This window comes from Sphingobium sp. UBA5915 (genome assembly GCF_002431195.1).
In the GTDB taxonomy this organism is placed as follows: domain Bacteria; phylum Pseudomonadota; class Alphaproteobacteria; order Sphingomonadales; family Sphingomonadaceae; genus Sphingobium; species Sphingobium soli.
Window position 1 is genome coordinate 22,398 of the sequence record NZ_DJDV01000022.1, and the last position, 13,646, is coordinate 36,043.

Here is a 13,646-nt window from a genome sequence, read left to right on the forward strand (position 1 = left end):
TTCTCGCCCTGGAAGGGATGTCGGTTGACATCCCTTCCCTTTTAATGGTCCCACAAACATATGGTCAGACCCGTCCGGAACATCGTGATCGTCGGCGGTGGCACCGCCGGATGGCTTACCGCCGGCGTCATCGCGGCGCGCCATCGCACCCGCATCGGTCAGGATTTGAGCGTCACGCTGGTCGAATCGCCCAATACCCCGATCATCGGCGTGGGCGAAGGGACCTGGCCCACCCTGCGCACCACCCTGTCGCGCATGGGCATTTCGGAAACCGACCTGTTCCGGCAATGTGACGCCGCCTTCAAACAGGGCGCTTGGTTCGCGCGCTGGACGGACGGCACAGCCTCCGACGGCTATTATCACCCGCTCATGCTACCGCAGAATTTTGGTCAGGTGAACCTCGTCCCGCACTGGCTGGCGCAGGATGGAGACGAGAGTTTTTGCGACGCCGTCTGCGCGCAGGGGCGCATCTGCGACGATGGCCTCGCGCCTAAGACGATGGCGACGGCGGAATATGACGCGCTCGCCAACTATGCCTATCATCTCGACGCGGGAAAGTTCGCGCCCTTTCTCCAGCGCCATTGCTGCGAAAAACTAGGCGTTCGCCATGTTCTTGCCGATGTCGAGCAGGTGGTCCTGCACGATGATGGCGACATTGCCGCCGTCCGCACGACGCAGGCCGGGCTGGTGGAGGGCGACCTGTTCGTCGACTGCACCGGCTTCAAGGCATTGCTGATCGAGGGCGCGATGGGCGTGCCCTTCCGCGATTACAACGACGTGCTCTTCTGCGACACGGCGCTTGCAATGCAGGTGCCCTATGCCGCCCCCGACAGTTCCATCGCGTCGCACACCATTTCCACCGCGCAAAGCGCCGGCTGGATCTGGGACATCGGCATCCAGACGCGGCGTGGCGTTGGCCATGTCTTTTCCAGCAGCCATATTTCAGACGAGCAGGCCGAACGCGAGCTGCGCGCCTATGTCGGCCCGGCCAGCGACGGGCTAAACGTTCGCAAGATCAAGATCCGCTCAGGCCACCGCGAAACCTTCTGGAAGGGCAATTGCGTTGCGGTCGGCCTCGCCGCCGGCTTCCTGGAACCGCTCGAAGCATCTGCGATCGTCCTTATCGAATTGTCTGCGAAGATCATTGCCGAACAAATGCCCGCCTGTCGCGAGGTGATGGACATCATCGCGTCGCGCTTCAACGCGACTACCCACTATCGCTGGGGCCGGATCATCGATTTTCTCAAGCTCCATTATGTGCTGACGCAGCGCACCGACAGCGACTTCTGGCGCGACAATGTGCGTGCCGAAACCATGCCCGACCGCTTGCGCGAACTTCTGCATCTGTGGCGTTATCAGTCGCCTTGGTTTCACGATGAATTCGACCGCGCGGAGGAGGTATTTCCCGCCGCCAGCTATCAATATGTCCTCTATGGCATGGGCTTCCGCACGCAGGTCCCGACGGCCGCACTGGCGCGCGACGCCCATCTCGCCGGCCGGGCGATGCGGGAAAATGCCGCCGCAACCGCGCGGTTGCGCGCTGGCCTCCCCCGCCATCGCGACCTTATCGACCGGATTGTGGCGCAGGGCCTGCAACCGGTCTGACCGGCCGCAGGCGCCCCTTCACTCCGACCGACGACCGGCGCTGCTCGCAGCGTTGGCCAGTTCGATCCAGGCCGCCCCTTCGGGGATCACATATTCATTTTCACCCCAGAAGAAGGGCCAATCCTCGTGATTCTCCGGGAAATCGGGTTTGACGATCAGCACGCCGGGCACCACGCCCCCGGAGATGAAGGAAAAATCCGCCCGATTATTGCCATAGGCGACTTCCTTTGACCGCGCGCCCACGCCCGACACGAAACTGATGTCGGAACCGGGATGATGCCCGGTCAAAAACGCAATCCCGCGAAACATGGCGTCGCGGTCGACAATCTCCGGAAAGGCGCGGTGCAGGGCATCGGCTGTCAACGCATGGCCCAGCACCGTACCAGACCCCGCCCAGCCCCCGATGGTGATGGGCACGCCGAAGGGATTGGCTTTCGCCACTGCCTCACTCTGCGCCTGCCATTGGCGCACGGCCGGGACCATCGCCGCGCGATAGGCGGCCGGCATAAGGGGGATCGCCGCTACCGCCGTCTGCGCATTGGCGGCAAAATGCGGTTCGATCCTGGGCCACAATGTCATGACCGCGCGCGCATAGATCGGCTTTTTCGTGGTCCTCAGCAATTCGACCGCCGCGGCGAACATTTCGGCGTCGAGCGGCCCGCCGGTGGTATTGCCGTGGCTGAACAGATCGGGCGCATGGCCCTGTTCCTGCGTCCAGACCCGCTCGGCCATGGCGAGCGCGCGCTGCGCCAGCGCATCGTCCTGCCTTGCAAGCACGCGGGCCGCCGCCGCCAACCCGGCGACCGATCCATAGTTCAGCGCTGATGACTTGCTGGTAAAGGCCCAGCGATCGTCGGGCGTGCCGCTCCTCCCATCACGGACCTGCCCCGCCTCCAGCGTGGGATCGTAAGGAAGGCCGTCGGTTTTCGTCACCGCGTCGCCCAGATGCGTATATTGCGCCACATCCGGTTCGACGATGCCATGGATCGCATGGCCCACCGCATCGAACTGCGCCAGCAACTGCAAGGCCCCATGGCCGACCTGCTGGACAATGTCGGGCTTGCCGTCGGGCACATGCATTTCCACATGCCGCCGCGCCTGATCGACGCTCACCGTATCGCGCGTCAGGCCATAGCGTTCGGCCGCATCGGCCAAAGACCGGATGACCTGATATTGGGACTGGGTGCGAATGTCGAAATCACCCGCATCATACCATCCCCCGACATTGAGGCCTGGAATATGCTCGCCCGGCGCAAAGCGCGTGTCTGTGGTCGGCCCCTGCCGATAAAGATCGATATGCTCATGATCGACCGGGGCCTGGCGCGCGTCGTCGCGGTGGGAATCTCCATGCCATGTGCGATAGGCTTCGTTGACCGACATATGGTCCATCGCAACCGGGAAATAGACGTCGTTGGTCGGGTGCCAGGCATCGTCATAGACGGCCGCGTCGATCCGGAAGGGCGCGGTGCGCACATCGCCATATTCCAACATATAAAGACCCGGTTCACGCACCGCGCTGAAATCCAGTTGCAGATAATGGTACCGCAGATAATCGCCCCATTCCCGCGCGCTTTTAGTCAACACAGTTTGCGTCGCGCCATCGGCGCCAATGCGCAGCAGCTTGATCGGCAGCCGGCGCTTATCTTTCCGGTCCAGTTCGACCGTTGCGATCTTTGGGGCGTCGGGCGCATAGCCCAGTTGCGAATGCGCGATCACAGGCGTGCGCAGCCAGCCGGAGTCAGCCTGCGGCGTGATCGTCCATTGCAGCACCGTCCCGGTCCGTCCTTCGGGCAGCAGCGATCGCAGGACGAACCACCCATTTTGCGCCTGATTGCGCCCATCGAACAAGGCGATCGGCTGATCGCTCTGAACCGTGATCCGTTTCGCCGCATCTTCAGGCGAGAGGACGAACTGTCGTCCGCGCGCGATCGGCAGCGGCTCCGCCCCCGGCCCTTCGCTGCGCCCGCTTGCCGCATTGCGCTCGGTGGTGCGTGTCATGTCGCTGGCGGGATACAGCGGAAACAGCCCGCTCTGACCATCGGCCATATAGGCGTGACGGAAATAGGCCGACGGCAGGAACTCCAGATTGAAACCGGCCTTCCCCACCAGCGATCGGGGCAGCGGCTTGTCCAGGATCACCTGCACCTGCATGGCATGGCCTTGCCGCTCGGCGCGCACCTTATAGGTGAAATCCTGCGCCGCGTAGCGCAAGCGCGTTTCGATGACTCCCGACTTGGCGTCGATTTTGCGCTCGACCAGCGCGGCCGCCGGATCCCATTGTCCGGGTGTGGCGGATAGCCTGACGTCGCCATTGGTCGCGCTGCGAACACCCCGCTGGATAATCTCCACCCCGCCAATCTTGGCATCGGCGAACAGGCCGTCATACCAGTTGGAAAAGGCCAGGATGTTGACCGCCGGCGCTTCGAAATAACCCTTGTCATTGATTTCGAAACCGTCCGGCGCACCCGCCTGCGCGGCTGCCGATCCACTCATCATGACCGCAACGAAAGCAGCCAGCGAACCCATGGTCTGTCTCATGCCATCCCCCCTGATTGCGCTATCACTATGTTGCAGCGCACTTTCTGACGACATTCTGTCACTTGGATTATCGCTTAGCAATGGCGAATGCAGCCTTGCCAGGTCATATTGTTAGCGCTATCCTTTTTCAGGAAAACAGAACTACTTTTCGGCGCGCACCAGTCGCGCATGGGGCAGAGATTTCGGGTGCGCACAGGCGCATCGGAACGATTGGGGAGGACGGATGAAGCGCAGGCTTGCCATCACGATCGCCATTGCGGCTGCGCCATGCTCCGGCGCATGGGGTGCCCCAGGACCGGATGCGTGGGCGCAAGCCGACGACAAGGCGCGCGCTATCGTCCGCCAATTGACTCTTCAGGAAAAAACCGAGCAGCTGCTCAACACCGCGCCCGCCATTCCGCGTCTTGGCATACCAGCCTATAATTGGTGGACGGAATCGCTCCATGGCGCGATCGGCCCGGTGCCAACCACCAACTTCCCCGAACCGATCGGGCTGGCCGCCACCTTCGACGCGCCATTGATCCACACGGTTGCGTCCGTCATCAGCACCGAAGTCCAGGCCCTTCATACGCTGGGCCGCCAGACCGGGCATCTGGGCCGCATCGGCACCGGGCTCGACACTTGGTCGCCCAATATCAACATTTTTCGCGATCCGCGCTGGGGCCGGGGCCAGGAAACATATGGCGAAGACCCCTATCTGACCGCGCGCATGGGTGTCGCCTTCATCCAAGGGATGCAGGGCGACAATCCCGATCTTCCCGATGTCGTAGCGACGCCCAAGCATTTTGCGGTCCATTCAGGGCCAGAGCCCAGCCGCCACACCGATAATATCTTCGCGACCAAGCGCGATCTGGAGGACACCTATCTTCCTGCCTTCCGCGCCGCCATTGTCGAAGGCAAAGCCGGTTCCATCATGTGCGCCTATAACCGCGTCGATGGCGAACCGGCCTGCGCCAGTGCGATGCTCCTCACTGACTATCTGCGTAATGCCTGGGGTTTCAGAGGCTATGTCGTGTCAGACTGCGACGCCGTCGTGGACATCTACGCCCATCATAAATATGCGCCCAGCCCCGCAACCGGCGTGTCCGTCGCCCTGCGGCGCGGTGTCGACAGCGAATGCAACAACGCCACCCTTTCGGGTCAGGCGGGCCTTGGCGATCGCTACAAGGATGCGCTGGCGGCCAACCATATCAGCATCGGGGACATAGACAGCGCGTTGGTTCGCCTGTTTTCCGCGCGACTTCGCAATGGCGACCTGCCGGGCCTTTCCGCCCGCAAACCCAACAGCACGCCCGTCTCGGCAATCGGGACGCCGGCCCACGGGGCGCTAGCGCTCGATGCCGCCGTCAAAAGCCTCGTGCTGCTCAAAAATGAGGGCGCGCTGCCGCTCAAACCCGGCGTTCGGATCGTGCTTGCCGGCCCCCTGGCTGATGCGACACGCGTGCTGCGCGGCAACTACAGCTCGACGCGAAGCGCGCCACCCATCTCGGTGGCCGATGGGTTGCGACAGGCGATGCCGGATGCCACCGTCACGCTCCTCCCCTTTTCACCCTCCATCACGGATGGCGATCCCGTTCCCGGCTCGGCGCTTCGCACACCCGATGGCCGACCGGGCATCCGCGCGGAATATTATAATCGCGCTACCGACGACCAATATGGGACCAAGCCTGTACTGGTGCGGACGGAAGACAGCATCGTCTCGCGCGCATCGGAATATCGGCAGGTCGCCGATGACCATAAAATCGTCTGGACCGGCTATCTCGTCGCGCCGGAAACCGGCCTTTATCGCCTGGCGCTGACGGGCGTGAAGGGGCAGGTTTCCCGCAATGGGCAGCCGATCGTGTCCGCCACCGACTTTTCGCGCTGGGCGGAACCGCTTAAACTGGTCGACGTGCGTCTCACCAAGGGCGAACGCTACCCCATCCGTCTGGAGGGGCAAAGCGGCGTAGCGGCCGCGCCCGCCATCTTCTGGAAGCGTGTCACCGATGATCTGGACCGTGATCTTGCCGCCGGCGTGCGGGACGCCGATGTCATCGTTGCGGTCATGGGCCTCACCTCCGACCTGGAAGGGGAGGAAATGCCGGTCAAGGTCGAGGGGTTTGAGGGCGGCGACCGCACGACGCTGGCCCTTCCCGCGGATCAGATCGCTTTCCTTGAAAAGGCGAAGGCGACCGGCAAACCGCTGATCCTCGTGATGATGAATGGCAGCGCCATTGACCTTGGCTGGGCAAAGGACAATGCAGCCGCCATATTGGAGGCCTGGTATCCCGGCCAGTCGGGCGGCCTTGCCATCGCCAATGTCCTGTCGGGAAAGGCCGATCCGGGCGGCCGACTGCCGCTGACCTTCTATCACAGCGTCGATGATCTGCCGCCTTTCACCGACTATAGCATGGAAGGGCGAACCTATCGCTATTTCAGGGGCGCGCCGGTCTATCCGTTCGGCCATGGCCTCAGCTACACGCGCTTTCGCTATGCGCCGCTCGTGGTCGAACCCATCGATGGCGCAGTGGAAAAAGGGCTGCGCGTGACGACCCGGATCACCAATGTCGGGCAGCGGCCGGGCGACGAAGTCGCGCAGCTCTACATAACCCCGCCTGCCTTTGAAGGCGCACCGCGCACCGCCTTGCGCGGTTTTCAGCGCCTGTCGCTGAAAGCTGGCGAAAGCCGCGCCATATCCTTCACCCTGTCGCCCCGCGATCTGAGCTTCGTCACCATGGCAGGCGATCGCATGCTGATCCCGGGCAACTATGATCTCAGTGTCGGCGGCGGCCAGCCGGGCACGCAGGCGCCTGTGGAACGCGCGCGCTACACGATCGGCAAGGCCATGCCATTGCCGAAATAGCCATTGACATAATCGGCCGCCAATTGGCCGGATTGAGTGGGAGAGTGACTTATGCCGTCCATGTCTTGGGTTCCCAGCCTGTCCCTGCATTCGCTTCGGCGCGCCGCCTTGCCGGCCATCGCGCTGGGGATCGTGGCGCTTCAACCCGTCATCGCCGTTCCGCTCGCTCGCGCGCAGGACGACAAGATGACGCCGATCGCGATTCCCGCTCAGCCCGATGCCATTCCCCTCAAGACCGGCCCACTGCCCGGCGCCAAGAACAAGGAAAGCTGGCACAGCCAATATGGCAGCGTGTTTGCCCGCAATGTGACCGAAGCAACCCTCACGCCCTTCCTGCCGGATCCCGCCAAGGCCAACGGCACGGCGGTCGTGGTGACGCCAGGCGGCGGATTCCGCACGCTGTCGATGGAAAATGAGGGCTGGGACGTCGCGCGCGCGCTGGCGGCCAAGGGGGTTGCGGCCTTCGTCCTCAAATATCGTCTGAACCAGACGCCCGCCGACATGCCCGCCTTCGAACGCTCCATGGCGGAGATGTTCTCGGGCGTCGCGCGCCGCCCCCGGATGGACCCGGAACGCGCGATGGAGGATATCGCGCCGCAAATTGCTGACGCCCGCGCCGCCTTCGTCCTCATCCGCAGCCGCGCGCCGGAGTGGCATATTGACCCGCAACGCATCGGCATGGTCGGCTTCTCGGCCGGCGCCATGCTGACCCTGGCGACCGCGCTCAAGGGGCAAGACGCCAAGCCCGCCTTCATCGGCGACATTTACGGTCCGCTTTCTCCCGTCACCGTGCCCGCCGATGCCCCGCCAATGTTCGTCGCGTTGGCCGCCGATGATCCCTTCTTCGCCAATGGCGGCTTTGGCCTCATCGACAGCTGGAAAAAAGCGGGAAAGCCCGTCGAATTCCATCTCTATGAACAGGGTGGCCACGGTTTTGGCATGTATCAGAAGAGCACGACCAGTACCGGCTGGTTCGACGCCTTCACCCGCTGGATGGACATGCATGGCTGGCTCAAGCCACGCGGCTGACATCCTGTCGGGTTGAATTGCGCCTCTGGCGCTGCGACAAAGGCGAGTGGCCGACATTTGCCGGCCACCCCGCCAGATATGAGACCCGGCCATGATCCGCAGCGCGCATGAGTGACATTCTTCTCCACGGCTATTATCGATCGACCGCGAGCTATCGCGTGCGGATCGCCCTCAATCTGAAGGCGCTTCCCTATCGCCAGCAATCGCATCATCTGAGCAAGGGCGAGCAGAAGAATCCCGCTTATCGCGCGCTGAATCCGCAGGGGATGGTCCCGGCGCTGGAAATCGAACGCGCCTGCCTTGCCCTGCCGGCCTTCGCCGATGCCGCACCGGAACGACAGCCGGACGCGGAATAGCGCGCGAAAGCGTCAGCCTTTGCTGGTCTGATACCCCGCCAGGAACAGCGCGCCGTCCAGCGCATCACCTGCTGCCGGACTGAGGCTGGCGACCGTTCGCGCCCGCAACCATGGCTGCATGCGCGGCGCCAGCCCGCCCAACAAAGCGCAACGCTCCGCGCCGCGTTCAAAGATCGTCTCGATGAACTGCTCGATATGCTGGACAGCATCCTCGACGATGGATCGGGCGATGGCGTCGTCGGCTTCGGCATGGTCCATGACCAGCGGCGCGAAACTGCCATAGTCCTTCGGGCTGGCCTGATCCATCCATGCAATGGCGCGCGCGGTGTCATGGTCGAACCGCTGCGTCACCGCGCGGCTGAGCGGCGTCGCCTGCGTTCGCCCATCGAGCGCGCGCAGCGCATGGCGCATCGCGCTCAATCCCAGGGCCGCGCCGCTGCCCTCGTCCGAAATCGGAAAACCATATCCCCCGATGGTGAAATCCCGCCCCTTTGCACGCACCTGCGCGATGCTGCCGGTCCCCAGGATCAAAATCGCCCCATCGCGACCGCCATGCGCACCCAGATTGGCGATGAACGCATCGGTTTCATAGGCCACCGACGCAAAGGGAAAGGCAAAGCCGTCCAGCGCATCGCGCACGCCGGGCCGCGATATGCCCGCAATCCCCATGCCCGCACGGATCATCGCAATCTCATCGGCGCCAAGCCCGCCTTGCGTGACCGCCTGCTCGCACACGGCGCGCAGTGTATCGTACAGCGCGTCAAGGCCGATTCGCGCATTGGCGGTGCCGCCACGCCCGGTGCCGATGACCACGCCATCGCTCCGCACCAGGCGCGCGCGGCAATGGCTACCGCCAGCGTCGATCCCCAGATAATAGGTCATGGACGCGCCGACTCCTTCTGCTGCCCGCCCCAGTAGCGCTGTCGCGTGGTCTGGCCAAGGCCCGGATTGCACTGATTGCGCGGATCGAGACTGCGGTAGAAGCGCTCCAGCGCCGGCTTTGCGCGATACAGATGCCCGACATTATGTTCGGCCGGATATTCCGCGCCTCGTTCATCCAGCAACGCCCAGATACGATGCTCGAACGTCAGCGGATCGACGCCGCGCCGCACGATATAGTCCTGGTGAAAGACATGGCAGAAAAAGTGGCCATAATAGAGGCTGTGGATGGATTGCGCGGCCAGGTCCGCCGGCAATATTTCCTGCCACGCGGTCGCGTTGCGCGGCAACGCAATGTCCAGCGCCACGATATCCGCCACCGCCTGTCGATGCACCGCGCGATAACGAACGGCCGCCCCCGCCGCGACGAAGCGGTGTAGAAAGGCCTTGGCCCCCAGCGCGGGCGTACATTCGAAATGATCGGCCTCACCTCCGTCGAAATCGGCCGCCAGCAGCTCGCGCGCTTCGGCCGCGGCGCGCGCGGGCATTTTCAGCAGCAGATGGTGGGCGAACCGATCGCGAAAGCGCCGCATCTCCGGCGGCAAATGATCAGGGAGCAAGCGGCCGAACCGCTGCATCATTCGATCGCTCCAGCCCGGCCTGATGCAAGGCAGATTGTCGACCCACGATTTGGCAGCAAATAATCTGGGCAGACGCGCCGTGCCCATGCGTTCGATCGCGACGAACATATCCTTGCCATAGCGGTCGGCAATGTCGAACGCATCGCGATGCATATATTCGCCAGCGATGGGCAGGGCGGAAAAATCGCGCAATATCGTGCGGCGCAGCCGCGTCAGGCGGGCCGGATCATTGGTGCCGACATAGAAAGTGACCGCGCCTTCCTCCTTGGGAAAGCTGTCGACCCGCACGGCGAAGACGATCGCCTTGCCTGCACTGCCCGACGCCTCGAACAGCCGTCGCGAATCGGCGTTGAAACGGGCAGGCGCTGTGCTGTCGATATCGCGCACATGGGCGGCATAGGCATGATCATGCGCCCAGCGATCCTTGGCATCCTCGACATCGGAGACGTCGAAGTCACCCGCATCCAGACGCCGCAGCACCGTTTCGGGGTCATCGCCCAGCGCCACGCCCAGATGATTGACGAGATCGAGCGCGCCATCGGGCCGTACGATCGCATAGAGGCTGAGCTGCGTGAAGGCGGGGCCACGCTGCACCAGCGAACCGCCGCTGTTATTGCAGATACCGCCGACCACCGACGCACCGAAACAGGATGATCCGATCACCGAATGCGGCTCGCGGCCCAGGGGTGCCAGCGCCTGTTCCAGCGCATGCAGCGTCGTGCCGGGCAGGCAGATGGCCTGCCGGCCGCCGTCGATCAGGTGCAGCGTCGAAATCCGCGTCGTGCTGATGATGACGCAGCCGCCCGGATAATCGTCTCCATCCGGGGTCGATCCGCCGGTGAGCCCGGTATTGGCCGCTTGCATGACGATCGATATGTCCGCCGCGACGCAGGCCTGTACGACGCGCCATTGTTCCAACAGATTGCCCGGTCGCACCACCGCCAGCGCCGCGCCCGATCCGGTTCGGTATCCCGCCCGATAGCGCGCCGTCTTGCGCGCGCCGGTCAACACATGCCGATACCCGACGATGGCGCGCAACCGGGACAGCAGGTCGCTCACTCGCCTTGCTCGCTGATATCGCCGGCAATCCAGCTCCGCCGCACCTGACGCTGCACGTCCAGATGGACCAGATCAGCGCGCAAGCCGGGCAGGATCGCGCCGGTTTCCTGCTCCAGCCGCAGGAATTTTGCGGGGTTGCCGCTTGCCATGCGTGACGCGTCCATCATGGAGCAGCCGAGCATGTCCATCGCATTGCGAAAGGCCTGCGCCATGTTGAGCGCAGACCCGGCCAGCGTGCCATCTAGGCCGCGGCATGTGCCGTCGACCACGTGAATATCCTGGCCCATCAGGGAAAAGCGCGCATTGCCGCCACCAACGGGCGGCATCGCGTCGGTGACCAGCATCGCGCCGTCGATCCCCCGCGCCGCCAGCGCCACGCGCAGCGCGGCCGGATGCACATGCAGACCATCGACGATCAGCCCGAAATGACTGGTCCGATCCAGCAAAGCGGCGGCAACCATACCCGGCTCCCGGCTGCCCATCTGCGTCATTGCGTTGAACAAATGGGTGAAACCCGCCAGCCCCTCGTTCAAAGCCATAACCGTCTGGTCATAATCGGCTAGACTGTGGCCGGCAGCTACGATCACATCCGCCTGCGCGAGCGCCCGGATCGCACCGGGCGGCGCCAGCTCGGGCGCCAGCGTCACAATGCGCCGTCCGCGCGTCGGTTGTGTCAGTCGCGCCAGCGCGGCGGAATCAATCGGCGCGAACTTGGCCGCGTCATGAATGCCCTTCTTGCCGGGGTTCAAATGCGGCCCTTCGACATGCACGCCCAAAATGCCCGGCACCGACTGCGCCATCGCCGCCTCGCAAGCCGCGATTGCTGCGTCGACCTTATCCGCCACATCACTGATCAGCGTCGGCGTCATCCCGGTGGTGCCGAAGCGGCGATGCGCCTGCGCGATCGCGCGCATGCCCTCGACATCGGGACGATCGTTGAGCAGCACGTCGCCACCGCCATTGACCTGCGTGTCAATAAAACCGGGCAGCAACCAGCCGCCTTCCAGCATGATGTGCGCGCAACCGGACGGCAGCCTATTCTTGGGCACCACATCGACAATATGCGCGCCCTCCATCAGCAAGGCATGATCCTGCGCGATGCCATGCGGCTGCACGATCGCCGCGCCAACCAGGGCCGTCAGGCTCATAGCGTCCGCGTGACCTTGGCCAGATGCGGTGGCTGGTCGGGATCGAGCCCCCGCGCCAGCGCCAGCGCATTGGCGAGACCATAGAAGCTTTGCACCTGCGCTATGGCCGCGAGCACAGGATCAACCGCCGCCACGCCTGGCAGCGCCAGCGTTGCATCGACAATATCCTCATCCAGCCCCGCCGCGATGATATGCGCCCCGCGCGCGCGGAAATCCGCCAGCCGCTCGCGCATTCCTTCGCGCGCCACATCCATCGGTCCGAACGCCAGCACCGGGTCGCCCTCGCCAATCAAGGTCATCGGGCCATGCGCCACTTCCGCGATGCTGAAGGCTTCGGCATGCACGCGCGACGTTTCCTTGAGTTTCAGCGCCGCTTCCCCCGCGATCGGCAAAGTCAGCCCGCGCCCCAGCACCAGCATGGCGCGCGCATCCTTCAGTAACGGCACAGCACCCCTCCAGTCCGCCGCCAGGGCGCCCTGCAAGGTCGGGCCGATGGCTGGCAGCGCATCGCACAACCCATTGTCTCCGCTCCATTCCGCCACCAGATGCGTGAGCGCCACCAGCGTCGCGATGAAGCTTTTGGTCGCAGCCACGCTGGTTTCCGGCCCGGCATGGATCGGAATGCAGATATCGGCCAGGTGGGCGAGCGGTGCTTCAGCGTCATTGACGATCGCGATCAGCAACGCGCCCTGGCGTTTGGCATCCTGCGCGGCCGCGATCAGGTCCGGGCTGCGGCCCGACTGCGAAATCGCGATCAGCGGTACGTTCCGGAAATGCGCGGACGTCAAGCCATAGAGCGACCCGATCGACGGTGCATGGCTGAGCGTCGGCACGCCCGCGCGCGTTTCCAGCAGCACCTTGGCGAAGGCGGCGGCATGGTCCGAGCTGCCGCGTGCCAGCGTTGCGGCAAAGGGCGGGGCCAGCGCGCGCAATCTTGCGCCCGCCTCCCGCATCAGGTCGGCATTGCGCGCCAGTTGCTGCGTGCAGCGTTCGGGCGCCTGGGCCGTCTCGCGCGCCATGATCGTTGCGAATAAGTCCGAAGGATCAGTCATGGGGCAACCATACCAAATCACCGCCCAAGGGCAATTGGATTTAATTTGGTTGCATCATCCTGCCCAAATGATGATACCAGTGAACGAACGGACACAAGGTGGTAGTCCCGCCGCTCCGCATCGATGCCCTTTTTCAGGAGCATGTATGAGTACCGAAGCCATCGATCCCCGCTATGTCGACATCGACCAATGGCCGACCGCGCTCGCTGTAGAGGCAATGCTGGAAGGGCAGATGGCCGCCATTGCCGCCATAGGATCGCAAACCATGGCCATCGCGCAGGCCGCCGAAGCAGCCGCCGCACGCCTGGGCAGCCAGGGGCGGCTGGTTTATGTCGGCGCGGGCACGTCCGGCCGCGTCGCGGTGCAGGATGGCGTGGAACTCTACCCTACCTATAACTGGCCGGAAGATCGCCTGCTCTTCCTCATGGCGGGCGGGCTCGACGCGCTGACGCAAGCGGCTGAAGGCGCGGAGGATGACGCCGGCGCCGCCCGCGCCG

The 13,646-nt window shown here is 64.1% G+C and carries 9 protein-coding genes and 1 pseudogene; 5 read left to right on the forward strand and 5 right to left on the reverse strand.

Annotated features, from left to right (window positions below):
* Positions 1 to 60: 60 nt before the first annotated feature.
* Entirely contained in the window at positions 61 to 1,605 is a 1,545-nt protein-coding gene (locus tag B2V90_RS03110; RefSeq protein ID WP_228221895.1) for a tryptophan halogenase family protein, read from the forward strand.
* Positions 1,606 to 1,623: 18 nt separating this feature from the next.
* Here the strand turns inward: B2V90_RS03110 and B2V90_RS03115 are convergent, their stop codons facing one another.
* The gene (locus tag B2V90_RS03115; RefSeq protein WP_228221896.1) at positions 1,624 to 4,143 is read right to left on the reverse strand and encodes a glycoside hydrolase family 9 protein; all 2,520 of its coding nucleotides are present in this window, start codon (positions 4,141 to 4,143) and stop codon (positions 1,624 to 1,626) included.
* A 223-nt stretch (positions 4,144 to 4,366) separates the two neighbouring features.
* Here B2V90_RS03115 and B2V90_RS03120 point away from each other — a divergent pair, with 223 nt between their 5' ends.
* From B2V90_RS03120 to B2V90_RS03130, 3 genes are all read left to right on the forward strand, one after another.
* Positions 4,367 to 6,985 carry a glycoside hydrolase family 3 C-terminal domain-containing protein gene (locus tag B2V90_RS03120; protein WP_228221897.1) on the forward strand — a complete coding sequence of 873 codons (2,619 nt, stop codon included), beginning with the start codon at positions 4,367 to 4,369 and terminating at the stop codon, positions 6,983 to 6,985.
* Between the two features lie 60 nt (positions 6,986 to 7,045).
* A complete protein-coding gene (locus B2V90_RS03125) occupies positions 7,046 to 8,014 on the forward strand; it encodes an alpha/beta hydrolase (protein ID WP_228221988.1) in 969 nt (322 codons plus the stop codon).
* A 107-nt stretch (positions 8,015 to 8,121) separates the two neighbouring features.
* Entirely contained in the window at positions 8,122 to 8,370 is a 249-nt protein-coding gene (locus B2V90_RS03130) for a glutathione S-transferase N-terminal domain-containing protein (RefSeq protein ID WP_323132797.1), read from the forward strand.
* A gap of 12 nt (positions 8,371 to 8,382) precedes the next feature.
* Here the strand turns inward: B2V90_RS03130 and B2V90_RS03135 are convergent, their stop codons facing one another.
* From B2V90_RS03135 to B2V90_RS03150, 4 genes are read right to left on the reverse strand one after another with little or no spacing between them, the layout of a single operon-like run.
* Positions 8,383 to 9,252, reverse strand: coding sequence for a BadF/BadG/BcrA/BcrD ATPase family protein (locus B2V90_RS03135; protein ID WP_228221898.1), 870 nt, complete (start codon positions 9,250 to 9,252; stop codon positions 8,383 to 8,385).
* On the reverse strand, positions 9,249 to 10,949 hold the full coding sequence (gene dld, locus B2V90_RS03140; protein ID WP_228221899.1) for a D-lactate dehydrogenase: 1,701 nt from the start codon (positions 10,947 to 10,949) through the stop codon (positions 9,249 to 9,251). The genes B2V90_RS03135 and dld overlap by 4 nt, the downstream gene beginning before the upstream one ends.
* Positions 10,946 to 12,097, reverse strand: coding sequence for an N-acetylglucosamine-6-phosphate deacetylase (gene nagA, locus B2V90_RS03145; protein WP_228221900.1), 1,152 nt, complete (start codon positions 12,095 to 12,097; stop codon positions 10,946 to 10,948). The genes dld and nagA overlap by 4 nt, the downstream gene beginning before the upstream one ends.
* Complete coding sequence (locus tag B2V90_RS03150; protein WP_228221901.1) at positions 12,094 to 13,149, reverse strand: SIS domain-containing protein; 1,056 nt, start codon at positions 13,147 to 13,149, stop codon at positions 12,094 to 12,096. The genes nagA and B2V90_RS03150 overlap by 4 nt, the downstream gene beginning before the upstream one ends.
* A gap of 145 nt (positions 13,150 to 13,294) precedes the next feature.
* On the opposite strand from B2V90_RS03150, the pseudogene B2V90_RS03155 reads away from it, so the two are divergent.
* Positions 13,295 to 13,646, forward strand: a pseudogene (locus tag B2V90_RS03155) (N-acetylmuramic acid 6-phosphate etherase); the annotation flags it as partial.